Source organism: Streptomyces sp. NRRL F-2580, assembly GCF_000720115.1.
In the GTDB taxonomy this organism is placed as follows: Bacteria; Actinomycetota; Actinomycetes; order Streptomycetales; family Streptomycetaceae; genus Streptomyces.
Window position 1 is genome coordinate 14,164 of record NZ_JOIR01000009.1, and the last position, 26,972, is coordinate 41,135.

Here is a 26,972-nt window from a genome sequence, read left to right on the forward strand (position 1 = left end):
CCGGGCCGTGCGGAGGGCGTGCGCCCGGCGCGCGCCGGGGCATCCGGTGGGCCGTGCGGCCCCTCGGTCACGCCGCGGCGGTGACCTCCACCTCCGCCTGCGCCTGCGCCTGCGCCAGAGCGAGCTCCAGCACCTGGCGCACGTCCGTCACCGGGTGGACCTCCAGCCCCTCCAGCACCTCCGCCGGGACGTCGTCCAGGTCGGCCTCGTTCCGCTTCGGGATGATCACGGTGGTCAGCCCGGCCCGGTGCGCGGCCAGCAGCTTCTGCTTGACCCCGCCGATCGGCAGGACCCGCCCGGTCAGGGAGACCTCGCCGGTCATGGCCACGTCGGTGCGCACCTGCCGTCCGGAGAGCAGCGAGGCGAGTGCGGTCGTCATCGTGATGCCGGCGCTCGGGCCGTCCTTGGGCACGGCGCCCGCCGGGAAGTGGATGTGCACGCCCCGGTCCTTCAGGTCGGCGACCGGGAGCTCCAGTTCCGCGCCGTGCGAGCGCAGGAAGCTCAGCGCGATCTGCGCCGACTCCTTCATGACGTCGCCGAGCTGGCCGGTGAGGGTCAGGCCGGCCGCGCCCGTCTCCGGGTCGGCCAGCGAGGCCTCGACGAACAGCACGTCGCCGCCCGCGCCGGTCACCGCGAGGCCGGTGGCCACGCCGGGGACCGCGGTGCGCCGCTCGGCCGGGTCCTGGGCGGACTCCGGTACGTGGTGCGGGCGTCCGATCAGGGCGCGCAGGTCGTCCGCCCCGACGCGCAGCGGCAGCTCCCGCTCCCCCAGCTCGTGCTGGGAGGCCACCTTGCGCAGCAGGCGGGCGAGGGAGCGCTCCAGGGTGCGGACGCCCGCCTCGCGGGTGTACTCCCCGGCGAGCTTGCGCAGGGCGTCCTCCTCCAGGACCACCTCGTCGGCGCCGAGGCCGGCGCGCTCCAGCTGGCGCGGCAGCAGGTGGTCGCGGGCGATGACGACCTTCTCGTCCTCGGTGTAGCCGTCGAGGCGGACGAGCTCCATCCGGTCGGCCAGCGCCTCCGGGATGGCCTCCAGGACGTTGGCGGTGGCCAGGAAGACGACGTCGCTCAGGTCGAGCTCCACCTCCAGGTAGTGGTCCCGGAAGGTGTGGTTCTGCGCCGGGTCCAGGACCTCCAGGAGGGCGGCCGCCGGGTCGCCGCGGAAGTCGGAACCCACCTTGTCGATCTCGTCGAGGAGGACCACCGGGTTCATCGAACCGGCCTCCTTGATGGCCCGGACGATACGGCCCGGCAGGGCGCCGACGTAGGTCCGGCGGTGGCCGCGGACCTCGGCCTCGTCCCGTACGCCGCCGAGGGCGACGCGCACGAACTTGCGGCCCATGGCGTGCGCCACGGACTCCCCGAGGGAGGTCTTGCCGACACCGGGCGGCCCGACGAGCGCGAGCACGGCCCCGCCGCGGCGGCCGCCGATGACGCCCATGCCGCGCTCGGAACGCCGCTTGCGCACGGCGAGGTACTCGGTGATGCGGTCCTTCACGTCGCTCAGGCCGGCGTGCTCGGCGTCCAGCACCGCCCGGGCTCCCCGGATGTCGTACTGGTCCTCGGTGCGCTCGTTCCAGGGCAGTTCCAGCACGGTGTCCAGCCAGGTGCGGATCCAGGAGCCCTCGGGGCTCTGGTCGCTGGCCCGCTCCAGCTTCTCGACCTCCTTGAGGGCGGCCTCCCGTACCTTCTCGGGCAGGTCGGCGGCCTCGACGCGGGCCCGGTAGTCGTCGGACTCCTCGCCGTCCTTCTCGCCGTTCAGCTCGCGCAGTTCCTTGCGCACGGCCTCCAGCTGCCGCCGGAGCAGGAACTCCCGCTGCTGCTTGTCGACGCCGTCCTGGACGTCCTTGGCGATGGACTCGGCCACGTCCTGCTCGGCGAGGTGCTCGCTGAGGGCCTTGATCGCGAGCTTGAGGCGGGCGACGGGGTCGGCGGTCTCCAGCAGTTCGACCTTCTGCTCGACCGTCAGGAACGGCGAGTACCCGGAGTTGTCCGCGAGCGCGGACACGCCCTCGATCTGCTGGACCCGGTCCACGACCTGCCAGGCGCCGCGCTTCTTGAGCCAGCTGGTGGCGAGCGCCTTGTACTCCTTGACGAGCTCGGCCACGGCTCCCGGCAGCGGGTCCGGCACGTTCTCGTCCACGGTCTCGCCCTCGACCCAGAGCGCGGCCCCGGGCCCGGTGGTCCCGGCGCCGATACGGACCCGGCCGAGGCCTCGGATGAGTGCGCCCGGGTCGCCGCCGGAGAGCCGGCCGACCTGCTCGACGGTCCCGAGCACACCCGTCGCGGCGTACTTCCCGTCGATCCTCGGCACGAGCAGTACCCGCGGCTTCCCGCTGCCCGCCGCGGCCTGGGCCGCCTCCACGGCACCGCGCACCTCGGCGTCGGACAGGTCCAGCGGCACGACCATTCCGGGCAGCACGACCTCGTCGTCGAGCGGCAGTACGGGCAGAGTGAGTGTGACGGACGTCGAAGCCATGATCTTCCCTCCGGCAGTGAAGTTGAGCTATGCCGACTCAATGCATGTGCGCCTCCCTTTGTTCCCCAACCTGCGTTCGCCGGGGGCGAACAGGGGGCGGGCGCATGCGAGCCGGACGACCTGCCGACCGTCGGCGTGGCGGCGGCGCCGAAAGGCACGGCCGAAACGCGATCCTCCGTTCCAGGGGGGAAGGCAGGGGCGGCGAACGGGACTTCTACGAGCACTGCGCCACCAACGCCAACGTGTGGATCCAGGTCAAGCGGTGGCCCCGGTCCAACTACCACCGCGGCGTCGGACCCGGGCGAACCAGCCTGGACGCCGGCGCCACCGGCGCGTGGTACGGCAGCGGCTGCCGGGGCGGCCTGTGCTCCGCCCGGGAGACACCGGGCCGTGACGGTTGCGGCCGATGACGGGGCGGGGATCACACGGTGGAGATGCGGACGTCGCCCGAGGTGGTCTTCGCGGAGAGGCGGGAGGTGGCGGCGGGGTCCTCGGCCAGGCCGATGTCGCGGGCGCCGGAGGTGGTGGAGACCGCGAATCGGTAGGGGGCCCGCGGGACCTTCAGCGTGACGTCGCCCGAGGAGGTCTCGGCGAGCACCGAGGAGGGGGCCGCGGTGAAGTCCATGCTGGCGTCGCCCGAGTCCGAGTGGACGTCCGCGCTCGGGCCGGACAGGCCGGCCGCGGTGATGTCGCCCGAGGAGGTACGGATCCTCAGCGGGCCCGCGATGCGCTCGGCGCGGACGTCGCCGGAGTCGGCCTCCACCTCGGCGGCGGCCACGCCCGCGACGGTGATGCGGCCGCTGCTGCTCTCCAGCTTGACCGTGGCGGAGGCCGGGACCTCCAGGCGGTAGTCGACGTAGCAGCTCCCGGAGCAGCCGCCGGAGAAGGTGAGCACGCCCGCGCTGACCCGCTGGCCGGGAGTGGGGGCGGTGTCGCCCCGGTAGTGGACGGTGCGGCGAACCGTGACGCCGGGACCCGTCCCCGCGGTGACCTCGATCGAGCCGGCCCGGGCGTCCGTCACCTCGACCGCCGTGACCGCCTCGGTGACCGTGGTGTCGGCGGTCGCCGTCCTCTTCGGTCCGTCCGAGAAGGAGCAGCCGGCCAGCAGGAACCCGGTCCCGAGCACGGCAACCGCGGTGCGGACGAGACGTCGTGACGTGGCGTGAGGAGTCATGGACCGATCCTCGCGCGGTGCGGCCGCCCCGCCGATGGTGCCGGTACCCGGACCCCGGGTGGGGTTAACCCCCGGCCCGGGATCAGTCCGAACCGGCCGGTTGGGCCGGGGTCGGGTGTGTGTCGGGGCGATCCCCGCAGGGCGCCGAACGCACTTCCGCCCAGCTCTCCGACCCGTCGTCACGTTCGGCGTCCGAGGAGACGCCCCGGCGCGCGCCCGGCCCCGGCCGTGGCCCGGCCCGCCCCGGCCCGACCCGGCCCGGTCAACCTCGCCCGGCCCCGGCCCAACCGGCCCCCCGCCCGGCCTGCTCGGATCCCGGCCAGGGCCTAGGTGTGTTGTCCCGGGCCGGTGGCGACCGGGCGCAGGGGCGACGGCACGCCCCACTCGCTCCAGGAGCCGTCGTACACGGCCAAGTCCTCGTACCCGGCGAGCTCGGCGGCGAGGGCCAGTACGCACGCGGTCACCCCCGAGCCGCAGCTGAAGTAGAGGCGTTCGCGGCCGCCCGCCACCTCCTCGAAGGCCGTACGGAGCTCCCCGGCCGGGCGCATCAGGCCGTCGGGGTCCTGGAGTTCGCCGAACGGAAGGTTGACCGCGCCCGGCATGTGCCCGCCGCGCAGGCCCGGGCGGGGCTCGGGGTCGGTACCGGCGAAGCGGCCGCGGGTGCGGGCGTCGACGACGGCCGCGGCCGGGTCGGCCAGGGCCGCGGCGACGGTCCCGCTGCCGACCAGCAGTCCGGGGCGGGGCCGGGCGGTGAAGGAGCCGCGCGGGCCGTCGTACGCCGGGCCGGTGGCCTCGACGGGCAGGCCGGCGGCCGTCCAGGCGGGCAGTCCCCCGTCGAGGACGGCCACCCGGTCGAAGCCCATGGCGCGCAGCATCCACCAGGCGCGGGCGCTGGAGTAGATCCCGGCGCCGTCGTAGACGACGACAAAGTCCGAGTCGTCCACGCCGAGCGCCCGCACGGCCTCGGTGAACGCCTCGGGGCCCGGCATCGTGTGCGGGGCGGGCGCGTCGTGGTCGGACAGGGCGCCGTCGAGGTCGAAGGGACGAGCCCCCGGAATCCGGCGCTCCGCCCCCCGGTGGGCGCCGACGGAAGCGTCGAGGACCACGAGCCCGCCCGTCCCCAGCCGCCCGCCCAGCCACTGCGCCCCGACGAGCGCCCCGGGTAGCGCGCCGGGCACGGGCTCCTGGGGCGCGGCGTTCTGGGGCGTGGTCATTCGGCACCTCCGGCTGTGCGACGCGGGTCGCCCCATCCTCCTCTGCCACCCGAGCCGCCGACCGGGCGGGTCGGCGGCCGGGCGGGTCAGCGGCGGCGCCGGGCTCGCGCGGGCCGAACGCGGACAGGGCGTCCGCCAGTCAGAGCAACCGCCGACGCTCGCGCACCCACGGAACGTCGACGGCAGCGCGGGCTCGCGCACCCACGGAACGTCGACGGCAGCGCGGGCTCGCGCACCCACGGAAGGGACGGCAAACGGACCCCCAACGGGCCGGCGCACCCACCGAAGGATCGGCAGACGGCGCCCCGTCCGGCCGGCACCACCGGGGCACCCGGCACGCCCAGCGCATCCCGCGCACCCGCCGGGGGCCTCAGACGGCACCTCAGCCGGCCGGTGCACCCCCGAACGGTCGGCAGCCCGCACCCCCGTCCGGCCCGCGCACCCCCGAACGGTCCGCCAGCCCCACCCTCCAGCCGGCCCGCGCACCGCCGGACGGTCGGGAACCGGCACCCCCGGCCGGCCCGGGCACCCCCGAACCGTCGCCAGCCCGCACCCCGTCCGGCCCGCGCACCCCCGCACGGTCGGGAACCGGCACCCCCTGCCGACCCGGGCACCCCCGAACCGTCGCCAGCCCGCACCCCCGTCCGGCCCGCGCACCCCCGCACGGCCGGGAACCGGCACCCTCAGCCGGCCCGGGCACCCCCGAACCGTCGCCAGCCCCCGCCCCCGGCGGCCCACACACGGTGCACCCCGACCCACCCAACGCATCCCGCCCACCCGCCGGGGCGTCAGACGGCACCCCCGCCCGGCCCGCACAGCCGGTGCACCCCGCCACGCCCAGCGCACTCCCGCACGGTCGGGAACCGGCACCCCCGGCCAGCCCGCGCAGCCGGCTCGCGCAGCCGGCGTAACGCAGGGCGCCCGGCGCAGCCAGGGCAGCCACTCGGCAGCCCAGTCGCGGGGCGGCCCGCCCCCAGGCGGCGGACAGCGCGCGCCCGGCGGGTCAGGGGCAGGTGCCCGGGTGGGCGTACACCGCGATCCGGGCACCGCGGACGCCCGTCAGCGAGCACAGTTCGAAGCGGGCGGCCAGCGCGTCCCGCTTGGCCGCCTCCCGCGGGTACGGGTCCAGCGGCTGCCCGGCCGGGTCCAGCAGGGCGATCACCCGCGGCGAGGCGAGCAGCGCCGCACGGATCCGGTCCGGGGACAGCTCGGTGCCCTGGAGGCTGTGCGAGGCCGCCGGGGTCCGGTCCAGCGCCACGTCGCGCAGCGAGGCGTAGACCTCGGGCGAGGAGAGCAGCCACTCGCGCCGCCGCGAGGGCATGAACACCACCGCGTCCCCCGGCCGGGCCCGCTCCCGGACCGCGGCGGCCACCGCGAGGACGTCGTCCTTGCGGCTCTCCGGCGTACGGAGCCACACCGACCAGACGCCGAGCGGCACGAGCAGCAGTCCGGCGAGCAGCCACGGCCACCACCCGCGGGCCTCCGCCAGCCGGGCCCCGGCCAGCAGGGCGGGTCCGGCCAGCGCGTAGAGCACGTACCGGTCGACGTACCAGGGGTGCACGAGGGAGATCACCATCAGCAGCCCGGGCGGCAGCAGGGTGAGCGGGAGCGCCACCCGTACGAGGTCCTTCGGGGCCCCCCGCGCGAGCAGCAGGGCCGCGCCGCCCACCACCCCGTACGCCGCCCAGTCCTGCCAGCTCGGCCGGCCGAGCCAGCCGAGCTGCTGTTCGGCCTGGCGCGCGCTCACCAGGGCCAGCGGCAGCAGCAGGGCGGCCACGATCCCGGCGCTCCACCGCCAGCCGCGCGCACGCCACGCGGTGAAGGCGTGCGCGAGCAGGGCCAGCACGGCGAACTCGTGCAGCCAGCAGCCGAGCAGCAGCACCACCGTGTACGCGGCCCACCGCTCGCGCAGCATCAGGTACGTCGCCCAGACCACGGCCGCCGCGACCAAGGCGTACGAGCGCCCCTCCTGGGCGTACATCTGCACGGGCGGCAGGACGGCGTACACGCAGCCGGCGATCAGCGCGGCCCGCTTCCCCGCGAGCCGGTGTGCGACGGCTGCCACCCCGGCGGCCGCGAGCGCGGTGGCGGCGACGGAGGGCAGCCGCAGCGCCCACAGGCCGCCGTCCCAGAGCTGGAACACCCCGTGCATGAGCAGGTAGTACAGGCCGTGCACGGCGTCGACACCGTGCAGCAGCTCCCAGATCCCGCCGAGCGGCCGGTGGGCCACCTGCCAGGTGACGGACTCGTCGCGCCACATGCTGGCGCCCCGCTCCAGGCCCCAGAGGCCGAGGACCACGGCGAGCAGCGGCGGCAGCAGTCGCCAGGGGGCGATCCGGCTGATGTCGGCCTCCGGGAGCTGTCGGAACGGGTGTGCGGACTCCATACTCGGGGTTGGACCGGAGTGACTGCGGAGGTGGGTGTGCGCGCGTTCCGAGCGGTGGCGGGCCTGGTGCTGGGCGCGGCCTTGCTGGCGGGGTGCGGACCGGCGGCCTCCGCGGGCGGCGACGACACGCCCCCGAAGACCTCCACCGGGTCGGCCCCGAGCCCGGCCGGGAGTGCCTCCGGCTCCGGTACGGGCCCCACCGCGAGCCCCACCGCGAGCCCCACGGCGAGCCGCGTCCCCGCGCCCGGCGAGACCCTGGTCCGCGTCACCCGCACCGGCGGCTTCGCCGGGCAGACCCACACCCTCATCGTCAAGGGCGACGGCTCCTGGACCCGGCTGGACGCCAAGGCGAAGACGGAGGGCACCGGCACGATGCCGTCGGCCGGGCTCGCCGCGCTGCGCACCGCCCTCCAGGAGGCGGACTTCGCCCACCTGCCCAGGATCGCCACGGGCGGCCCCACGATCTACGACGGGTACTTCTACACCTTCGTGCACGGCGGCTACGAGGTGGCGGGCGACCAGGGCTCCCTGCCGCCGGCCCTGACCAAGGTGGTGGACGCGCTGCCCTCGTTCACGGCGGGCTAGGACACCCGGGCCCCGGGGCCGGGGCCGGGACCCGGGACCGGGGCCGGGGCCGGGCCCGGGGCCGAGAGCTCTCGCAGCAGCCGGTCCAGGAAGCCGCGCAGCCGGGCCGGCATGTCCACTTTCCCGGGTGCCAGCACCCACTGGATCTGCAGGCCGTCCATGACGGCGAGGATCTCCCGCCCGGCGGCCTCGCAGTCGGCGTCCGGGCGCAGTTCGCCGCCCGCGACGCCCGCCTCCAGCACGTCGAGGGTGTGGCCGAGCACCCGGGCGTAGCGCTGCTCGAAGTACTCGTGTGCGGGATGCCCGGGGTCGGCGGCCTCGCCGACCAGGGTGTTGAACATCCGGACGATCCCGGGGCGCCGCTCGTTGTCGGCGGCGAGGTCCACGAGGGTGGTGAAGTACGCGGCGACCGATGCGGCGGGTTCGCCGAACCGCCGTTGCACGTCGTGCCGCTCGCTCTGGGCGAGCACCGACAGCAGCAGGTCCTCCTTGCCGCGGAAGTGGTGCAGCAGCCCGCCCTGGGTGATTCCGCAGCCGGCCGAGATCCGGGCCAGCGAGGAGGCGTGGAAGCCCCACTGCGCGAAGTGTTCGACGGCGGTGTCGAGGATCTTCTGCCGGCGGGCGTCGCCCACCGCGTAGGTCCCGCGCCCGGCGCCCGTCGAGCCCGCCCGCCCCGTGTCCCGTGCCATGAGCACCACCCTAGGGGGTCTCCCGCCCGCCTTCACCGGGTCTCCCGCCCGCCCTTCATCCGGGGTGACCCAGGTCACTTTTCAAAAACCTAGCGGGTACAAGGTTTTCGCCCCTACCGTGACGCCCACGCCGCCGATCCCCCCGGTCACGCAGTCCAGGAGCCCCGCCGTGAACGCAATCCCCGAGTACCAGGACGCCTCCCTCCCCGTCGAGCGGCGCGTGGCCGACCTGCTCTCCCGGATGACGCTGGAGGAGAAGGCCGGCCAGCTCTTCCACTCGATGCTGATGATGAACGCGGACGGCAGCCCGGTCACCGAGACCGACGGCTCGATGCTCCCCTTCACCACCCCCGAGCTGGTCGAGGACCGCTTCCTGTCGCACTTCAACCTGCTCGGCACCTACGGGGCCCGCGAGATGGCCCGGTGGCAGAACACCGTCCAGGAAATGGCCGCGGCCACCCGCCTCGGCATTCCGGTCACCCTCTCGACCGACCCGCGCCACGCCTTCACCGACAACGTCGGCGCCTCCTTCAACGCCGGCGCCTTCTCCGCCTGGCCGGAGGCCCTGGGCCTGGCCGCGATCGGCGATCCCGAGCTCGTCCACCGGTTCGCCGACACCGTCCGCCGCGAGTACCTCGCCGTCGGCTTCCGCGTCGCCCTGCACCCGCAGATCGACCTGGCCACCGAGCCGCGCTGGGCCCGCCAGACCGGAACCTTCGGCTCCGATGCCGACCTGACCGGCCGGCTCGTGCAGGCGTACGTACGCGGTCTCCAGGGCCCGGCCCTCGGCCCCGGATCGGTGTCCGCCATGGTCAAGCACTTCCCCGGCGGCGGCCCGCAGAAGGACGGCGAGGACCCGCACTTCGCGCACGGCAAGGAGCAGGTCTACCCGGGCGGCATGCGCGAGCACCACCTGGAGCCGTTCAAGGCCGCGATAGCCGCCGGGTGCGCGCAGATGATGCCGTACTACGGCCAGCCGACGGGCACGGACTGGGAGGAGGTCGGCTTCGGCTTCAGCAAGGGCGTGGTCACCGGCCTGCTCCGGGAGGAGCTCGGCTTCGACGGGATCGTCTGCACCGACTGGGGCCTGCTCAACGACGCGACGATCTTCGGACAGGTGCATCCGGCCCGCGCCTGGGGCCTGGAGCACCTGAGCGTGGCCGAGCGGGCGGCCCGCGCCCTGGACGCCGGCTGCGACCAGTTCGGCGGCGAGCAGTGCCCCGAGGTCGTCGTGGAGCTGGTCCGCTCGGGCCGCGTCGCCGAGTCCCGGATCGACGCGTCCGTACGCCGGCTGCTGCGCGAGAAGTTCACGCTCGGCCTGTTCGAGAACCCGTACGTGGACCCGGACGTGGCGGCCGAGACCGTGGGCCGGACCGACTTCACGGCCCTGGGCGCCGCGGCCCAGCGCCGCTCCCTCACCGTCCTGACCAATCCGGACGGCCTGCTGCCGCTGGGCGGGCGGCCGAGGCTGTACGTGCGGGGCGTGGACGAGGCGGTCGCCGCCGGGTACGGCGAGGTGGTCGCCGGACCGGCCGAGGCGGACCTGGCCGTCCTGCGGCTGCGGACCCCGTACGAGCCCCGGGAGAACATCTTCGAGTCGTTCTTCCACTCGGGCTCGCTGGCCTTCCCCGAGCCGGAACTGGCCGAGATCCTGGACCTCCTGGACCGGGTCCCGACCCTGGTCTGCATCAACCTGGAGCGGGCCGCCGTCATCCCGGAGATCGCCGAACGCGCGGCCGCCCTGATCGCCGACTACGGCGCCTCGGACGCCGCCCTGCTGGACGTGGCCTTCGGCCGCGCGGTACCCGGGGGCCGCCTCCCCTTCGAGCTCCCGCGCTCGATGGAAGCGGTCGCGGCCTCCCGTCCCGATGTGCCGAACGACACCCTCGACCCGGTCTTCCCGCACGGGCACGGACTGACCCTGTAGAGGGCCGCAGACGGCGGGGCACCTGACCGGTCCCGCCCGCCGGGTGCCGGTCCCGTGGGGGGTCCGGCACCCGGTACATATCATTCCGCTTACGCCGCTCCAGCACATATGCCATGTCCGAACCCCACGTAGCCGCAGGCCGGTGCCTCCTCTACGCTGCACCCCATTCACGCGGGATCTTCAGGGGCGGACATGGAACAGACACACACCACACACAACGGCGCCGCGGCGACACCCGGCGCCCAGCGGCGTGTGCTCGTCGTCGAGGACGACCACACCATCGCCGAGGCCATCGCGGCCCGCCTGCGCGCCGAGGGCTTCCAGGTGCAGACGGCGGCGGACGGCCCCGCCGCCGTCGCCGCGGCGGAGAGCTGGCTGCCGGAGCTGCTGGTCCTGGACGTCATGCTGCCCGGCTTCGACGGGCTGGAGGTCTGCCGCCGGGTCCAGGCGCAGCGGCCGGTCCCGGTGCTGATGCTCACCGCGCGGGACGACGAGACCGACCTGCTGGTGGGGCTCGGGGTCGGCGCGGACGACTACATGACGAAGCCGTTCTCGATGCGCGAGCTGGCCGCACGGGTCCACGTGCTGCTGCGGCGCGTGGAGCGGGCCACCATCGCCGCGCACACCCCGCGCGGGGCCACCCTGCGCCTGGGCGATCTGGAGATCGACCACGCGCAGCGCCGGGTCCGGGTCCACACCGAGGACGTGCACCTGACGCCGACCGAGTTCGACCTGCTGGTGTGCCTGGCCGGGACCCCGCGGGCGGTGCTCTCGCGCGAGCAGCTGCTGGCCGAGGTGTGGGACTGGGCCGACGCGTCCGGGACCCGTACGGTCGACAGCCACATCAAGGCCCTGCGGCGCAAGATCGGCGCGGAGCGGATCCGTACGGTCCACGGCGTCGGGTACGCCCTGGAGACCCCGGCCCAGGCATGAGCGGCCCGCCGAGCGGACAGTGGCAACGGCCGAGGCAGCGGCTCTCCGGGGGCCTGCGGCCCTTCTCGCCGTTCTCGATCAAGACCAAGCTGGGCACGCTCGTGGTGGTCTCGGTCTTCATCACGACCGGCCTGCTCCTGGTGGCCCTGCGCACCGACACCGAGCTGCGCTTCATCACGGTCTTCTCCGTGATCGCCTCCATGCTGATCACCCAGTTCGTGGCGCACAGCCTGACGGCTCCGCTCGACGACATGACGACGGTGGCCCGGGCGATATCCCACGGCGACTACACCCGGCGGGTGCGCGGCGCCGGGCGCCGCGACGAGCTGGGCGACCTGGCCTCCACCATCAACCTGATGGCCGACGACCTGGAGGCCGTGGACCGGCACCGCAAGGAGCTGGTCGCCAACGTCTCCCACGAGCTGCGCACGCCGATCGCCGCGCTGCGGGCGGTGCTGGAGAACGTGGTGGACGGGGTCTCGGCCGCCGATCCCGAGACCATGCGCACGATGCTGAAGCAGACCGAGCGCCTCGGCGGGCTCGTGGAGACCCTGCTGGACCTGTCGCGGGTGGACAACGGCGTGGTCCCGCTGCGCGCCCGCCGCTTCGAGGTGTGGCCGTACCTGTCGGGGGTGCTGAAGGAGTCGCAACTGGCGGCCGCCGGCCGGCCGGGGCTGCTCTCCGGTTCGGGCGGGCACGCCCGCAACGACGTGCACCTGCACCTGGACGTCTTCCCGCCCGAGCTGTGGGCGTACGCGGACAACGAGCGGCTGCACCAGGTCGTCGCCAACCTGATCGACAACGCGGTCAAGCACAGCCCCCCGCACGGCCGGGTCACGGTCCGCGCCCGGGCCGGCGACGCGCCCGGCGCCCTGGTGCTGGAGGTACGGGACGAGGGTCCCGGCATCCCGGAGGCGGAGCGCCACCGGGTCTTCGAGCGGTTCAACCGGGGCAGCGCCCGCGGGGGCGACGGCGGCACCGGACTGGGGCTGGCGATCGCCCGCTGGGCCGTCGAACTGCACGGCGGGCGGATCGGAGTGGCCGAATCGTCACGGGGCTGCCGCATCCTCGTCACGCTTCCGGGCAGCTCGAAGGCTCCGTGTTGACGTAGGGTTCGAGTGGGAAGGACATGATCTCGGCCACACGTACCCGGGGTCCGTCAGGGGTGCGAAGCCATGGGGGCCGCAACCTCGGTGCCCCCTACCCGAACCACACTTGTTTCCCGCCATTCCAGGCGGTGAAACCCGCCGTTCGATGTGACCTGCGCGACGGATGTCCCGCCCGGTCTGCATCTCACGGCCCAGGAGGCGTAGCCTTTATTCCCGCTGTCCATACCTTGTGAAGCGGAAGAGGGCGGTTGCCGCCGTGTCGCCACAGTCCCCCAATAACTCGAGCACCACGACCGAAGCAGCAGAGGGCGGGAAGAACCCTGCCTCAGGCTTCGGCGCGAATGAGTGGCTCGTCGACGAGATCTATCAGCAGTACCTCCAGGACCCGAATTCGGTCGACCGGGCCTGGTGGGACTTCTTCGCCGACTACAAGCCGGGGGGCGTCGCCGCTCCGGTGAAGTCCGACGGTGCGGAGAAGCCCACGACGACGACGGACGGCGCCTCCGCACAGGCCGCCACCGCCGTCGCCCAGGCCCCGCAGGTCGCCGACGCCGCCACGGGGGTGGCGAGCGCCGCGCCCGCGACTGCCGCCCCGGCTCCCGCGCCCACGCCTGTGTCAGCTCCTGCCCCTGCTCCTGCCACCCCCTCTGGTGCCCCTGCTGTGACTGTCACCTCCCAGGCCCCGGCCGCCGCACCGGCCGCGCCCGCCCCCTCCGCCGTAGCCCCCCAGAAGGCCGCGCCCGCCACGGAGGCCCCCGCGGGCCCCGAGCTGGTGACGCTCCGCGGCCCGGCGGCTGCCGTTGCCAAGAACATGAACGCCTCCCTCGAGGTGCCGACGGCCACGTCCGTCCGCGCCGTCCCGGTGAAGCTGCTGTTCGACAACCGCATCGTCATCAACAACCACCTCAAGCGCGCCCGGGGCGGGAAGATCTCCTTCACGCACCTGATCGGCTACGCGATGGTGCAGGCGATCAAGGCCATGCCGGCCATGAACTACTCCTTCGCGGAGAAGGACGGCAAGCCGACCCTGGTCAAGCCGGAGCACATCAACTTCGGCCTCGCGATCGACCTGGTGAAGCCCAACGGCGACCGCCAGCTCGTCGTCGCCGGCATCAAGAAGGCCGAGACCCTCAACTTCTTCGAGTTCTGGCAGGCCTACGAGGACATCGTCCGCCGCGCCCGCGTCGGCAAGCTGACGATGGACGACTTCACCGGTGTGACGGTCTCCCTCACCAACCCCGGCGGCCTGGGCACCGTGCACTCCGTGCCCCGCCTGATGCCCGGACAGTCGGTCATCATGGGCGTCGGCTCCATGGACTACCCCGCCGAGTTCCAGGGCACCTCGCAGGACACCCTGAACAAGCTGGGCATCTCCAAGGTCATGACCCTGACCTCGACCTACGACCACCGGGTCATCCAGGGCGCGGCCTCCGGCGAGTTCCTGCGCATCGTCGCGAACCTGCTGCTCGGCGAGGACGGCTTCTACGACGCCGTCTTCGAGTCGCTGCGCATCCCGTACGAGCCCGTCCGCTGGAACCGGGACATCGACGCCTCGCACGACGACGACGTCACGAAGGCCGCCCGCGTCTTCGAGCTGATCCACTCCTACCGGGTCCGCGGCCACGTCATGGCCGACACCGACCCGCTGGAGTACAAGCAGCGCAAGCACCCCGACCTCGACATCACCGAGCACGGCCTCACCCTGTGGGACCTGGAGCGCGAGTTCGCGGTCGGCGGCTTCTCCGGCAAGTCGATGATGAAGCTGCGCGACATCCTCGGCGTGCTGCGCGACTCGTACTGCCGCACCACCGGCGTCGAGTTCATGCACATCCAGGACCCGAAGCAGCGCCGCTGGATCCAGGACCGCATCGAGCGCCCGCACACCAAGCCGGAGCGCGAGGAGCAGCTGCGCATCCTGCGCCGCCTGAACGCGGCGGAGGCCTTCGAGACCTTCCTGCAGACGAAGTACGTCGGCCAGAAGCGCTTCTCCCTGGAGGGCGGCGAGTCCGTCATCCCGCTGCTCGACGCCGTCATCGACTCGGCCGCCGAGGCCCGCCTCGAAGAGGTCGTCATCGGCATGGCCCACCGCGGCCGCCTGAACGTCCTCGCGAACATCGTCGGCAAGTCGTACGCGCAGATCTTCCGTGAGTTCGAGGGCAACCTCGACCCGAAGTCCATGCACGGCTCCGGCGACGTCAAGTACCACCTGGGCGCCGAGGGCACCTTCACCGGCCTGGACGGCGAGCAGATCAAGGTCTCGCTCGTCGCGAACCCCTCCCACTTGGAGGCGGTCGACCCGGTCCTGGAGGGTGTCGCCCGCGCCAAGCAGGACGTCATCAACAAGGGCGGCACGGACTTCACGGTCCTCCCGCTCGCGCTCCACGGCGACGCGGCCTTCGCGGGCCAGGGCGTCGTCGCCGAGACGCTGAACATGTCGCAGCTGCGCGGTTACCGCACCGGTGGCACCGTGCACGTGGTCATCAACAACCAGGTCGGCTTCACCGCCGCCCCTGAGTCCTCGCGTTCGTCCATGTACGCGACCGACGTGGCCCGCATGATCGAGGCGCCGATCTTCCACGTGAACGGCGACGACCCCGAGGCCGTCGTCCGCGTCGCGCGGCTGGCGTTCGAGTTCCGCCAGGCGTTCAACAAGGACGTGGTCATCGACCTCATCTGCTACCGCCGTCGCGGCCACAACGAGTCCGACAACCCGGCCTTCACCCAGCCGCTGATGTACGACCTGATCGACAAGAAGCGCTCGGTGCGCAAGCTGTACACCGAGTCCCTCATCGGTCGCGGCGACATCACCCTGGAAGAGGCCGAGCAGGCGCTCCAGGACTTCCAGGGCCAGCTGGAGAAGGTCTTCGCGGAAGTCCGCGAGGCCTCGACGGCTCCGGCCGCCGGCGCCCCGGTGACGCCCGCGCAGACCGCGCAGGAGTTCCCGGTCGCCGTGAACACCGCGATCTCGCAGGACGTCGTCAAGCGGATCGCCGAGTCCCAGGTCACCATCCCCGAGGGCGTCACCGTCCACCCGCGTCTGCTGCCGCAGCTGCAGCGCCGCGCGGCGATGATCGACGAGGGCACCATCGACTGGGGCATGGGCGAGACCCTGGCCTTCGGTTCGCTGCTGATGGAGGGCACCCCGGTCCGGCTGTCCGGTCAGGACTCCCGCCGCGGCACCTTCGGCCAGCGCCACGCGGTCCTCATCGACCGGGAGACGGGCGAGGACTACACCCCGCTGCTCTACCTGTCGGACGACCAGGCCCGCTACAACGTCTACGACTCGCTGCTCTCCGAGTACGCGGCCATGGGCTTCGAGTACGGCTACTCGCTGGCCCGCCCGGACGCGCTGGTCCTCTGGGAGGCCCAGTTCGGTGACTTCGTCAACGGCGCGCAGACCGTCGTCGACGAGTTCATCTCCTCGGCCGAGCAGAAGTGGGGCCAGACCTCCGGCGTCACCCTGCTCCTCCCGCACGGCTACGAGGGCCAGGGCCCGGACCACTCGTCCGCGCGTCCCGAGCGCTTCCTCCAGATGTGCGCGCAGGACAACATGACGGTGGCCATGCCGACCCTGCCGTCGAACTACTTCCACCTGCTGCGCTGGCAGGTCCACAACCCGCACCACAAGCCGCTCATCGTCTTCACCCCGAAGTCGATGCTGCGTCTGAAGGCGGCGGCGTCGAAGGCGGAGGAGTTCACGACCGGCTCGTTCCGTCCGGTCATCGGTGACAGCACGGTGGACGCGAACGCGGTCCGCAAGGTCGTCTTCTGCGCCGGCAAGGTCTACTACGACCTGGAGGCCGAGCGCGAGAAGCGCGGCATCACCGACACCGCCATCATCCGCATCGAGCGGCTGTACCCGCTGCCGGGTGCGGAGCTCCAGGCGGAGATCGCCAAGTTCCCGAACGCGGCGAAGTACATCTGGGCCCAGGAAGAGCCGGCGAACCAGGGTGCGTGGCCGTTCATCGCGCTGAACCTGATCGACCACCTCGACCTGGCGGTCGGCGCGGACGTCCCGGCCGGCGAGCGCCTGCGCCGCATCTCCCGCCCGCACGGCTCGTCGCCGGCGGTCGGTTCCGCGAAGCGCCACCAGGCGGAGCAGCAGCTCCTGCTGAACGAGGTCTTCGAGGCGTAGTCGCCGCGCGGCTCAGCAGTGGAAGGCCCGGCTCCCCTCACGGGGGCCGGGCCTTCCGGCATGCCGGGACCGGATTCCGGCCGTCCCGTCAAGTCACGTCCTTCCGGGACATGACCGGGACCGGCGCCGTCGCGCGTACTGGAGGCAGATCCGGCGGCGGCGCCGCCGCCGGCCCACGTCTTCGAGGAGCCCGCCATGTCCCACGTCGTCCCCACCCCGGCCGCTGTCCGGCCCCAGCGGCGGATCGCCCGCTTCGTGATGCCCGTCGCCTCGGCCGCCGTCATCTGCGGAGCCGTCGCGCTGCCGGCGTCGGCGGCGGTCGCCCAGCCGTCGCAGTCGGCGGCCGGCGTCCGCTCCGACGTCTTTCCGAACCCCCACCAGGAGCCCGACGGCGGCGCCTACGGGCCGTACACCTGTCTGCCCGGCTACGTCTGGCGTGACAGCTTCGACGGGGACTCCCTCTGCGTCACGCCGCAGATCCGCGACCGGGCCCACGCGCAGAACCCCCACCGCCAGCCCGGCGGCGGCGCCTACGGGCCGTCCACCTGCATGCCCGGCTACGTATGGCGGGAGATGTGGGACGGCGACGTCAAGTGCGTCACGCCGGAGGAACGCGCCAGGTTCAAGGACCAGGTGTTCGACAACGGCCCCAACCTCATCCCGGTGCCGGACTAGTGGGCCCCGGAGGCGTTACCGGACCCGCTACGGCTGCGGCTCGAAATCCCAGTACGGCCTGGTCTGTTGCTTCGCCGATACGGTGTGGACGTGCTGCGCGCCCAGGGTGCGGGTGAGGCCCTTGATGCCCGCGTCCTCGTGTTTCGCCGCCTCCTCGTGCTCCCGTACCGACCGGAGGTCCGCCGCCAGTGCGATCTGGGCGCTCAGGGACATCGGGTGGTCCGGGCCCAGCACCTGTTCGGCGGTGCGCAGGGTGTCCCGGCTCAGGTCCAGCGCGTCCTCCAGCCGGCCGGTGATGTTGCGGTGGCCGGTGGCGTTGAGGGCGCAGCCCAGGGTCCACGGGTGGCGGTCGCCGAGCGCGCCCCGCATGCCGACGAGGGCCTGCTCCGCCAGGGAGAGGGCCTCCGCGCGCTCGCCCTGGGCGCGGAGCACCAGTCCGAGGTTGCCGACCGTGCCGATGCTGTACGGGTGGGCGAGGCCGAGCTGCGACTGGTAGCCGCGGACCACGTCCTCGGAGATCCGGCGGGCCTCGCCGATGTCCCCGTACTCCCTGAGGTAGGTGGCGTAGTCGGAGGCGACCATCAGGGTCCACGGGTAGTCGACCCCGAAGACCCGCGTCGCCCGCTCCCACACGGTCCGCAGCCGCAGGCCCGCGCCGGGGATGTCCCCGGAGCGGCGCAGGCACATCCCGAGGTTGTGCTCGGCGCGCAGGGTCTGCGGGTGGCCGAGCCCCAGCACCTGCGTGTTCAGCTTGACCCCCTGTTCCTGCCGGGTCTGCGCCTCCCGGTAGCGGCCCATCAGCCGCAGGCCCATGGCGCAGGCGATGCCGGAGGCGAGGGTGGAGATGTGCAGGGGCTTCAGGACCCGCTCGCGGCGGCGCAGGGTGTCCAGGTCGAGGTCGTAGGCGTCCTGGTAGCGGCCGAGCAGCCGGTAGGTGGCGGCGAGGTTGTTCTGGGCGTCCAGGGTGACGGAGTCGTCCTCGCCGAGCAGCTCCCGGTAGGTGCTCAGGCAGTGCTCGAAGATCTCCCGGGCCGGTTCGAACTTCGCGATGCACAGCAGGACGCCGCCGTACGCACTGGTGGCGCGCAGGCTTTCCAGGTCCCGGTCGCCGCGCTCCGCGGTGAGCCGGGCGGACACTGCCTTGGTGAGGGTCTCGGCGCGCCGGAACAGGCCGAGGTTGCGCAGGGCGTTGCCGTACTGGTAGCTGAGCTCGCGCACCTTGGGGTGGTCCTCGCCGAGCACGGCCCGCCAGATCAGGTCGGTCTCCTCGGAGAGCCGCAGGCAGGTGCGGTACTCCCCGGCGAGGATCAGGTAGCGCAGGCAGCGCAGCAGGAAGTTCTGGATGCGCGGGTTGCCGCTGGTGAGCACCCCGGAGGGGGCCAGGTGCGGGACGAGTTCGGCGTAGCGGGGCCACAGCCGGGAGTCGGAGGGCCCGCCGGGGTCGGCGGCGGCGAGGACCTGCCGTACGGCTCGGGCGAGCGGTTTGGCCTCCTCCTCGGAGAGGTCCTCACGGACGATGCCGTGGACCATGCGGTGCAGTTGTACGGTCTCCAGCCCGCCGCCGCCCTCTTCCAGGGGCAGGTCGGAGTACTCCAGCCGGACGACGGAGAACTGGACGAGCTTGTTGAGGGCGGCGTTCCACCGGATCTGGTCGTTGATCAGCCCGGCGAGCTCTTCGGGCACGTCGTCGGCGGGGAACTCGCGCAGCAGCCGCAGCGGTACCGGTCCGGGGGCGAAGAAGACGAACAGGCGCAGCAGGGCGAGGGCGTCGGGGAAGTTCTCCCGGACGTTGTTGAGGAGTATGGCGAGGGCGGTGGGGAAGGGCAGCGGGTAGTCGTCGGAGACGGTGACGGCTTCGTGCGAGTCCATCCGGCGCTGGAGCAGGGCGAGGTAGTCGCCGACCGCGAGCGGGGAGTCGGCGAGCCAGCCGGCCGTCTGGTCGAGGGCGAGCGGGTAGTCCTCCAGGGCCTCGGCGAGCTGGTCGGCCTCCTCGGCGGTGAGGCGCAGGGCCCGGCGGCGGATGAAGGTGATCGACTCGGGGCGGGCGTAGAGCGGGACCTCGACGAGGCTGGTGTGCCGGGTGGCCCATTCGCGGTTGCGGGAGGTGATGATCACGTCGCCCGCGCCGGAGGGGAGCAGGTCGATGAGGTCGTCGGGGTTGTCGCAGCCGTCGAAGACCATCAGCCAGCGGCCGTACGGGGATCCGCGCCGCAGCGCTTCGAGGACGGCCCGGATCTGCTCGCCGTAGCTGCCCGCGCCACGGGGCAGGCCGAGGGCGGGGGCCAGGTCGGCGAGGCGTTCGCGCAGGGTGGGCCGGTCCTCGGCGGGGACCCACCACACCACGTCGTACTCGGAGGCGAAGCGGTAGGCGTACTCGGTGGCCACCTGGGTCTTGCCGACGCCGGACAGGCCGAGCAGGGTGACGGTGGACGCGCCGGCCGGCGCCTCGGCCAGGGCTTCGCGCAGGGTGCCGATGACGTCGTTGCGGCCGGTGAAGCGCGGGTTGCGGCGCGGGACCCGGCCCCAGATCTCGGGCGGGTCGTTGGGGAAGCGGGGTCCGCGCCGGCCGGTCTCGGTGCCGATCCGGTCGGTGGGCAGCTCCAGCCGGCGCAGCACGCGGTACTCCGCCTCGTACGCGTCCAGGCCCCACAGGTCGGTCTTCTCCAGTACGGCGACGGCGCTGGGCAGCGGGGCGTCGGTGAGGCAGACGGCCGCGAACCGGTCGGGGTGGCGGTCGGTGACGGCACGCAGGGCGGTGTTCCACTCCTCGTCGGCGTGGGTGCCGGCGGAGAAGTAGCGCTCGCTGAGGACGAGGAGGACCCGGCTGCCGGAGCGGGCGAGGTCGTCGAGGGCCTGGGCGATGCCGGGGCTGTTCTGCGGGTCCCAGCGCTGGAGGGCGACGCGGTGGCCGTGTTCCTCCAGGCGGTGGCCGATCCACACGGCCCAGGGGCGGTTGAACCCCGCGAAGCTGATGACGAAGCGCTGCGGCTGGGCGTGCGGGTACGGGTGCGCGGTGTTGCCCTGGTCCTGCCGACTACCGGTGGTCATGCGCCGTCTCCCTGGGCTCCGGGCAGTGGACGGACTGAAAAGGTACCGCAGCGGTGCCGTGGGGTGTGGCCCATCAACCGCGGGCGAACGGGGCGAGTTCGGGGTGCGCCTCGCACCAGGCGCGGCGCTCCCGGTCGACGGCCCGGCGGGCCGCGGTGTGCTGGTCGCCGGGTGGCGGCAGCTCGTCCATGGCCCGTTCGGCGGCGGCCATCGCCTCGGTGAACTCCCGCCCCGCGGCGGTCAGTCGGTCGTGGGCCTGCAGGGCGGGCAGGACGGCGGCCACCTGGGCGCGGATCCGGGCGTGCTGGGCCCAGGCGCCGCGGGCCCCGTAGAGGGCGGCCCGCTGCCAGTACCCGGCCAGGGCCAGGTGGGCGTAGGCGCCGTGCAGGAGTCCCTCCAGCGGGCGTGGGTCGCAGCGCCAGGGGGCCCAGTGGCGGGGGGTTCGGTCGGCGGTGTGCAGGGTCAGGACGTCGGCGAGGGCGGCGAGTTTGCCGTGCTGGACCTCGTGGACGAGGGTCGCGGCCAGGGCGGGCGGCGCCTGTGCGCGGGCGAGGACGGAACCGGCGGCGGCGGGCAGGGTGGCGCCGTTGGAGCGGGAGCCGCCGGACAGCGGTACGACGGAACGCAGCAAGTGCCCGGTCTCCTCGGCGCGGACGGTGTCGTAGCGCAGGAGCAGGGTGAGCGCGCCGGACCACTGGGTGTCCCAGCGCTTGTGCCCCTTCGGTGTGAGCCGGCGGGCGGGGCGGACGGGCGCGGGCTGCGCGGGCCCGGGCGCCCGGTAGGGGTCGAGGTCGTCCAGGGCGGTCCGGCCGCCGGGCAGGGCGTGCAGGGGCAGGGTCGCGGGGTCGCCGGGGTCCCAGGAGCGTTCGGTGAGTGCGACGGGGCCGGGGCGGTCCGGGCGCAGCAGTCCGAGGGTGGGCAGGACGAGCCGGCCCTGCTGGGGCCGCAGGGTGTGGGTGAAGGCGATCCCGGCGCGCAGGGCGGCGGCGACGGCGAGCGCCCCGAGGTGGCCGAGGTCGGGCGGGGGTCCGTAGGAGGCGTGCAGCCGGCGCAGGGTCTCCTCGGCCCAGACCCCGGTGGCCGGGTAGTGCAGTACGTCGCGCACGGCGCCCGCGTCGTGGCGCTCGGCCTCCTCCAGCAGGGCCCAGTGGTCGGCGGCCTCCCCGGACGGGCCGCCGGGGGCGGCGTCGAGGACCGCGCGGAGCAGGACCAGGCGTTTGGAGCGGCGCACGTCGCGGACCAGGCGGGTGCCTTCCGGGGAGGGTTCGGTGGAGGCGAGGGCGCGCAGGGTGCGGGAGGAGACGGTGAAGGCGGTGAGCGCCGTGGTCATGAGGCGACCGCCGGCGGGTGGGCGACGGTGGCACGCGCGGCTCGCGGGGGGAGGGTCTGGCCGGCCTGCACGGCCTGGGCGGTACGCCGGGCGGCCGTCGCCGGGGACTGAGCGGCCCGGAGGACGGCGTTGGCGATGTGCCGGATGAGCACCTGGAGGTCGGCGCAGTACACGGAAGGCTGCCGGAAGCCCTCGCCGGCGCGGTAGCGGTGCGGGTAGTGCCCGCCACCGCACACCTCGACCAGCTCGCAGGCGCGGCAGCCCGCGGCGAGCGCGTCCCGTCCGAGCTGGCGGGCGGCGAGGCCGGGGTGGTCGAGGAGCTGGTCGAAGCTGTGGGTGTCGACGCTCATGCCGGTCGCGGCGGCGCCCTCGTACGCGGATTTCAGTGAATCGGCCTGTTCGATGGAGCCGTCGGTCTCGATCACGGCGGTGGCGGCGGGCGCGAGCCCGAGGGTCTCGGTGGCGGCGGGCAGGCCGAGCAGCAGGGCGATGATCTCCTCGAAGAGCCGGATCCGGGTGCGCCGTACCCCGTCGTGCCACCAGCGCTCGAAGACGGCGAGCAGCCAGTCGGCGTACGGGGCCAGGCCCGGGTGGTGGCCGGGGGGCGGGGCGCTCCAGTTGGCGAGCGGCAGCAGCAGCCCGACGCTGGGCGGGGCGAAGGCGAGCAGGGACTCGTACGTCTCCACCGGGTCCTGGTCGAGGTCGACGACGCACAGCACCCCGGCGTAGCTGTCCGGGTGCCGGGCCAGCAGCCGCAGGCCCCGGGCGGCCGCGCCGAAGCCGGGGCGACCGGCGTGGTCCACGCGCCGGGCGTTGTGCGCGGGCAGGCCGCCGTCGAGGCTGACGCCGACGCGGATCCCGGCGGCGGCGAGCGCGGCGAGGCGGCCGCGGGTCAGCAGGGTGCCGTTGGTCTGGACGGTGGCGGTGACCTTGGTGCGCGGGGCGGTCCGGGCCACGGCGGCCCGGACGGCGTCGACCGGCCCGGCCAGTGCGGCGGGGGCGGTGAGCAGCGGTTCGCCGCCGTGCAGCACCAGGTCGACGCGGGGCAGGCGGTGGGCGGCGGCGTGCTCGGCGATCCGCTCGGCGGCGCGGGCGGCGGTGGCCGGGGTCATCGCGGGCGGCTGGCCGCGCCAGCCCTGGTCGGCCATCTCGTAGACGTAGCAGTAGGTGCAGGCGAGGTTGCAGCGGCTGCGCGTCTTGAGGACGAACTGCCGTATCGGGTGCGGCCGGTGCCCGGCGGCCCGCGCGGCGGCCACGTCGAGCCGGGCGTAGGGCCAGGGCGCGTGCCGGGCGTGGCGCAGCCGCTGCCCCGCGGCGGGGTCCTGCTCGGGCCGGGCCGGGTCCTGGTGCGGGGCGGAGCCCGCGCCGCCGGGCGCGGGCAGCACGGAGTCGCTCGTGACCGCTCGCCTCATCGCCCCACCTCCCTCCCCCCGACCTCCGGGGGGCGACCCCCGGCGGACGGTCCATCCCTGCCCTTCGGACGGACCCGGCTAACGGCGGAAAGTGGTCAACTCGCTTCCAAGATGGGGCGGATCAGGCACGCGCCGGTCAGGCCACCCCGGAGTCGAAGGCGTTGAGGATCTCGGCCGGATGCGTCACCCGCTCGACCATGCCCTCGATCACCTGGGCCAGCACGGGATGGTCGATCCCGCGCAGTGCGGCCAGGTCCAGCCCGGAGAGATCCGGCAGGCGCCCGGGGCACGCCGGGGTCACCGCCTCCACTTCCTGCCGCTTCGTCACCATGTGCCGCTGCTCCCCCTGTCGCGTCGCGGACCGGACGGTCCACTGCCCTTTCCCTCCGGCCGGTCCACGGAAACAGCGCGCTCCGCTCGCCGCTACGCCTTCAGAGCCCCGCTTCCAGGGCGCGGACCCGGGCGCGGAGGGCCTCCGTCCGGCCTTCGGCTTCGGCGTCGGTGCCCGCGTCGGGGCGCGTCCACAGCTCCAGCGCGGCACGGTACGCGTCCAGGGCGGCCCGGGGGCGGGCGAGGCGTTCCAGCACCTCCCCGCGCGCCTCCTGTACGCGGGCGGCCAGTCGGACGGCGGTGCCCGCGGACCCCGCGGAGCCCGCGCTGCCGGCAGGGGGCTCGTGGCCTTCGCGGCGTGCGGGGTCCGGGCCGATTGCCGGTCCCGCGTAACCGTCCGGCCCGGCGTGGCCGGCGCGGCCGGGGCGGACCCCGCGGCCCTCGTCGACTTCGCGGCCCCCGTCGACTTCGCGGCCTTCGTCGCCTTCGCGGGCGGCCTCCAGGGCGGCCCGCCAGGCCCGCCGGTAGGAGTCCGCCGCCCGGTCCAGGCGCTCCACCGCCCGGGTGTGACCGTGGATCTCCTGCTGCACGTCGCCGTGGTCGCGCCAGGCCCGGGCCCGCTCCAGCGGGCTGCGGCTGTGCCGGACGGCCAGTTCCAGCAGGTACTCCGCCTCCCGCAGGTCCACGGGGTCGCCCTCGTACGCGTGCCGCAGCCGTAGCCCGGTGGCCAGCCGCATCAGCCGGTGCGCGGCTCCCGGGTCCGACTGCGGGACCGCCGCCCGGCTGTCGCGCAGGACGCGTACGGCGGCGCCGGTGAACCGCCGTCCGCCGGCGGCCCGGGCCCGCTCCAGGAGCACCTCGCCCCACTCGGGCAGCAGCTCCCCGAAGGCCTCCCCGTCGCGGGGGATCAGCCGCCGGGCCCGGCCGTACGCCTCGGCCGCGTCCTCCAGCGCCGCCGGGTCGGCGTCGCGCGCGTACCGCTCCCGGTGCACCCGGGCCAGGCACACGAGGGCGGCCACCCGCAGCTCCGGGTCCCCGCCGGCCTCCTCCAGGGCCGTGGTGAGCTGGCCGGCCGCCTCCTCCAGCCGCGCCGGCAGGTAGCGCAGCGCGGCGGCCAGGTCCACCCGCACCCGGGCCTCGGCGGCCGTGGCCCGGGCCGCGCCCGCGCCCGGTACGGCCAGCCGGGCGGCGGCCTGCTCGGCCAGGGCCGTGCGCTCGGCCGGGTCCGGGGTGCGGGGCAGGAGGGCCAGGAGCACCCGGCCCAGGGCCCGTTGCAGCACGGGGTCCGGCTCGGGCTCCGCGTCGGGGTGCGCGTCGGGCTCCGCGTCCGGGTCTGCGTCGCGGGGACCGTCGAGGGACCGGCTGGGGGTGGCCGGGGGTCCCGCCAGGGGTTCCAGGGCGGCGCGGGCCTCGCGGAGCGCGCCCGCGTCCGGGCGCAGCCCGCTCAGCCGGATCAGGGTCTCGGCCCGCCGCACCGCGCAGTCCCGCCGCAGCTCCGGGTCGGCCGCGGCGCCCGCCGCCGCGAACGCCCGGTCCGCCTCGGCCAGCAGCTCCGCGTCGGAGCCGTGGGCCAGCGCCCGCTCGTACAGCACCCGGCCGAGGACGGCCCGCGCCGGCGGAGTCCGCAGCCCGGCCACGGCCCGTTCGGCCTCGGCGAGGAGTTCCGGGTCCCGCTGGACCACCCACAGCCGCAGCAGCGCCCCCGCCAGTTCGGTCTCGGCCTCCTCCGGCGGGTCGCCGGGCGCCACCGGGGCCGTCACCGCCCGCCGCAGTACCGCCACGGCCTCGTGCAGGGCCCGCGCGCCGCCGTCCGCGGCCGCGTCCGCGAGCCGGGCCCGGGCGGCGCGCACCGCTCCGGCCCGCCCGAGCGGGGGGACCGCGGGGGGCTCCCGGCGGGCCGGGCCCTCCTCCGGCATGCCGGGCACGTAGCGCCGTACGACCTTGGCCGAAACCTGCGCGAAGGCCTGCGGGAGCCGCCCCTCGGGCACCCGCTCGGCGTCCTGCGGCCCGGGGGCGACCGCCGCCGCCGGCGGCACTCCGGTGAGCTGCGAGACCGCGAGCGCGGGGAAGTTCCGCACGCCTTGTCCGAAGTGCGCGAGCACGTACTCCGAGCAGTGCTTGAGCACCAGGGCGGCCTCGTCCCGCCCCAGCGGGCCCAGCAGTACGTCCTGCACGCCGGGGACGAACTCGTACCAGTTCCCCGGCCCGGGCCCGCTGCGCCGCAGCAGCCCGCTCAGCAGCACCTCCGCCAGGTCGGACGGCTCCGAGTCCGGGAGCATCGTGCGCTGCACCAGCCGCATCACGGGCAGCGTCAGCGGCGCCGCCGACAGGTACACGGCCAGCTGTACGGCCCGGGGCGCGGCCGAGGACCGGAACCGGGCCACCAGCTCGCGCGGCGGCCGTACGGCGCGCGGCGGCGGCACGGGCACGGCCGGATGGTCGGCCCGCACCCGGCCGACCTCGGCCGGTACCGGCCCGGTGCCGAGTCCGGCGACGAGCCGGGCCCAGGCCCCGAGGGCGGTCGGGCTCGGCGGCAGCACGGGCACGGTCAGCCCGCCCGCGGGCCGGCCGGGCAGCGGCGGCCGGTCCGGGCGGAACCTCAGCTGGTGCCCGCCGCCCTCCAGCCGGGTGAGGGTGCCCCGTTCGGTCGGCAGCCAGCTGCGGCCCCACAGCCGCTGCGGCAGCGGCTGGACCACCATGCAGGGGGTGCACTCGGCCCACCGGTACAGCAGCCGCTGCGCGGCGCCCTCGCGCCACAGCGGCCCGGCGCAGTCGGAGATCACCATGGTCAGGGCCCGGCCGGTGGGGTCCCGCAACTGGTCGCCGGAGCGCAGCCCGGAGCCGGGTACGGGGCTGCGGCCGAGGACCGCCGTACCGTCCGCGAGGCGGTGCAGGTAGTGCACCTGGACGTCCCGGAAGGCGCCCAACCGCTCGCACACCGAACGCAGTTCGTCGAACATGTCCTGCCAGACGGCCATCGAGGGCGAGGCGTCCATCACCAGCCGTACGGTCGCCTCGCGCCGGCTCTCCGGCCGGAGCACCGGGATGACCAGCCCGAGGGCCCGGGCGCTGGCCTCGGCGGTGGCCGGTTCGTCGATGACCAGCCGGGTGGGCGGGACGGGCGGCCGGTGCCGCTGGAGGGCGCGCAGGGCCCGCTGGACGTCCAGGATGCGCGGCAGCGCGGCGGCCCGGGGCACCCGTACGGGCACTCCGTGTTCCTCGGGCGACTCCTCCGGCCGTTCCCCTTCCGCCCCGCCGGCGCGGCGCGCGCCGGGTGCGTAGAGCCTGACCGGATCATCGGCATCCGTCCGTGCCCGTGCGGGCTCGACGGGCTTGCCGGCCGGGTCCTCGGCGTCCTCCCCGGGGTCCGGGCCGGGCGCGCCCGGCGCGTACGGCCCCGGCCCGCGGATGTGCCCGGCGAGCCAGAGGGCGTCGGCGAGTTCCTCGGCGCTCGGGTCGAGCCCGGCGGCGCGCAGCAGCGCGGCCAGCTCGCGGACGCCCTGCCGGGGCTCGGGAGCGGCGGGGGGCACGGCGGGAGTCGGCGGCACG

Annotated in this window: 17 protein-coding genes; 7 read left to right on the top strand and 10 right to left on the bottom strand. The window is 74.6% G+C overall.

Annotated features, from left to right (window positions below):
* Positions 1-67: 67 nt before the first annotated feature.
* A complete protein-coding gene (gene lon, locus IF88_RS0110955) occupies positions 68-2,476 on the bottom strand; it encodes an endopeptidase La (protein ID WP_030709776.1) in 2,409 nt (802 codons plus the stop codon).
* A gap of 104 nt (positions 2,477-2,580) precedes the next feature.
* Here lon and IF88_RS47735 point away from each other — a divergent pair, with 104 nt between their 5' ends.
* Positions 2,581-2,886, top strand: coding sequence for a DUF6355 family natural product biosynthesis protein (locus IF88_RS47735; RefSeq protein WP_234323487.1), 306 nt, complete (start codon positions 2,581-2,583; stop codon positions 2,884-2,886).
* Positions 2,887-2,897: 11 nt separating this feature from the next.
* Here the strand turns inward: IF88_RS47735 and IF88_RS0110960 are convergent, their stop codons facing one another.
* The 3 genes from IF88_RS0110960 to IF88_RS0110970 form a co-directional block, all read right to left on the bottom strand.
* Positions 2,898-3,650, bottom strand: a complete 753-nt coding sequence (locus IF88_RS0110960) for a DUF4097 family beta strand repeat-containing protein (RefSeq protein WP_030709777.1) — start codon at positions 3,648-3,650, stop codon at positions 2,898-2,900.
* A 326-nt stretch (positions 3,651-3,976) separates the two neighbouring features.
* A complete protein-coding gene (locus IF88_RS0110965; RefSeq protein WP_030709778.1) occupies positions 3,977-4,864 on the bottom strand; it encodes a sulfurtransferase in 888 nt (295 codons plus the stop codon).
* A gap of 1,003 nt (positions 4,865-5,867) precedes the next feature.
* Entirely contained in the window at positions 5,868-7,250 is a 1,383-nt protein-coding gene (locus tag IF88_RS0110970) for a glycosyltransferase family 39 protein (RefSeq protein WP_078892832.1), read from the bottom strand.
* Positions 7,251-7,286: 36 nt separating this feature from the next.
* Between IF88_RS0110970 and IF88_RS0110975 the strand changes: the two genes are divergently transcribed.
* Positions 7,287-7,835 carry a hypothetical protein gene (locus tag IF88_RS0110975; RefSeq protein ID WP_030709780.1) on the top strand — a complete coding sequence of 183 codons (549 nt, stop codon included), beginning with the start codon at positions 7,287-7,289 and terminating at the stop codon, positions 7,833-7,835.
* On the opposite strand, the gene IF88_RS0110980 is transcribed toward IF88_RS0110975, so the two are convergent.
* Complete coding sequence (locus tag IF88_RS0110980; protein ID WP_051836738.1) at positions 7,832-8,524, bottom strand: TetR/AcrR family transcriptional regulator; 693 nt, start codon at positions 8,522-8,524, stop codon at positions 7,832-7,834. The two genes, IF88_RS0110975 and IF88_RS0110980, sit on opposite strands and share 4 nt — an antisense overlap.
* A gap of 241 nt (positions 8,525-8,765) precedes the next feature.
* Between IF88_RS0110980 and IF88_RS0110990 the strand changes: the two genes are divergently transcribed.
* The 5 genes from IF88_RS0110990 to IF88_RS42030 all read left to right on the top strand — a co-directional run bounded on the left by IF88_RS0110990 (position 8,766) and on the right by IF88_RS42030 (position 17,303).
* Positions 8,766-10,451, top strand: coding sequence for a glycoside hydrolase family 3 protein (locus IF88_RS0110990; RefSeq protein WP_078892849.1), 1,686 nt, complete (start codon positions 8,766-8,768; stop codon positions 10,449-10,451).
* Positions 10,452-10,643: 192 nt separating this feature from the next.
* Positions 10,644-11,384 (top strand): response regulator transcription factor, encoded by a 741-nt coding sequence (locus IF88_RS0110995; protein ID WP_030709782.1) that lies wholly within the window; start codon positions 10,644-10,646, stop codon positions 11,382-11,384.
* Positions 11,381-12,490: a HAMP domain-containing sensor histidine kinase gene (locus IF88_RS0111000; RefSeq protein WP_051836723.1), complete on the top strand. Its 1,110-nt coding sequence runs from the start codon at positions 11,381-11,383 to the stop codon at positions 12,488-12,490. The genes IF88_RS0110995 and IF88_RS0111000 overlap by 4 nt, the downstream gene beginning before the upstream one ends.
* Before the next feature lie 259 nt (positions 12,491-12,749).
* Positions 12,750-16,628: a multifunctional oxoglutarate decarboxylase/oxoglutarate dehydrogenase thiamine pyrophosphate-binding subunit/dihydrolipoyllysine-residue succinyltransferase subunit gene (locus IF88_RS0111005; RefSeq protein WP_030709784.1), complete on the top strand. Its 3,879-nt coding sequence runs from the start codon at positions 12,750-12,752 to the stop codon at positions 16,626-16,628.
* A gap of 195 nt (positions 16,629-16,823) precedes the next feature.
* Complete coding sequence (locus IF88_RS42030) at positions 16,824-17,303, top strand: hypothetical protein (RefSeq protein WP_051836724.1); 480 nt, start codon at positions 16,824-16,826, stop codon at positions 17,301-17,303.
* 27 nt (positions 17,304-17,330) lie between these two features.
* Here the strand turns inward: IF88_RS42030 and fxsT are convergent, their stop codons facing one another.
* The 5 genes from fxsT to IF88_RS0111035 all read right to left on the bottom strand — a co-directional run bounded on the left by fxsT (position 17,331) and on the right by IF88_RS0111035 (position 26,971).
* A complete protein-coding gene (fxsT, locus tag IF88_RS0111015) occupies positions 17,331-20,351 on the bottom strand; it encodes an FxSxx-COOH system tetratricopeptide repeat protein (protein ID WP_030709788.1) in 3,021 nt (1,006 codons plus the stop codon).
* Positions 20,352-20,424: 73 nt separating this feature from the next.
* A complete protein-coding gene (locus IF88_RS0111020; RefSeq protein ID WP_051836726.1) occupies positions 20,425-21,681 on the bottom strand; it encodes an HEXXH motif domain-containing protein in 1,257 nt (418 codons plus the stop codon).
* Positions 21,678-23,093, bottom strand: coding sequence for an FxsB family cyclophane-forming radical SAM/SPASM peptide maturase (locus IF88_RS0111025; RefSeq protein ID WP_078892833.1), 1,416 nt, complete (start codon positions 23,091-23,093; stop codon positions 21,678-21,680). The genes IF88_RS0111020 and IF88_RS0111025 overlap by 4 nt, the downstream gene beginning before the upstream one ends.
* Before the next feature lie 136 nt (positions 23,094-23,229).
* Positions 23,230-23,424, bottom strand: coding sequence for an FxSxx-COOH cyclophane-containing RiPP peptide (gene fxsA / locus IF88_RS0111030; RefSeq protein WP_030709793.1), 195 nt, complete (start codon positions 23,422-23,424; stop codon positions 23,230-23,232).
* A gap of 100 nt (positions 23,425-23,524) precedes the next feature.
* Positions 23,525-26,971, bottom strand: coding sequence for an SAV_2336 N-terminal domain-related protein (locus tag IF88_RS0111035; protein WP_051836728.1), 3,447 nt, complete (start codon positions 26,969-26,971; stop codon positions 23,525-23,527).
* Between the last annotated feature and the right edge of the window lies 1 nt (position 26,972).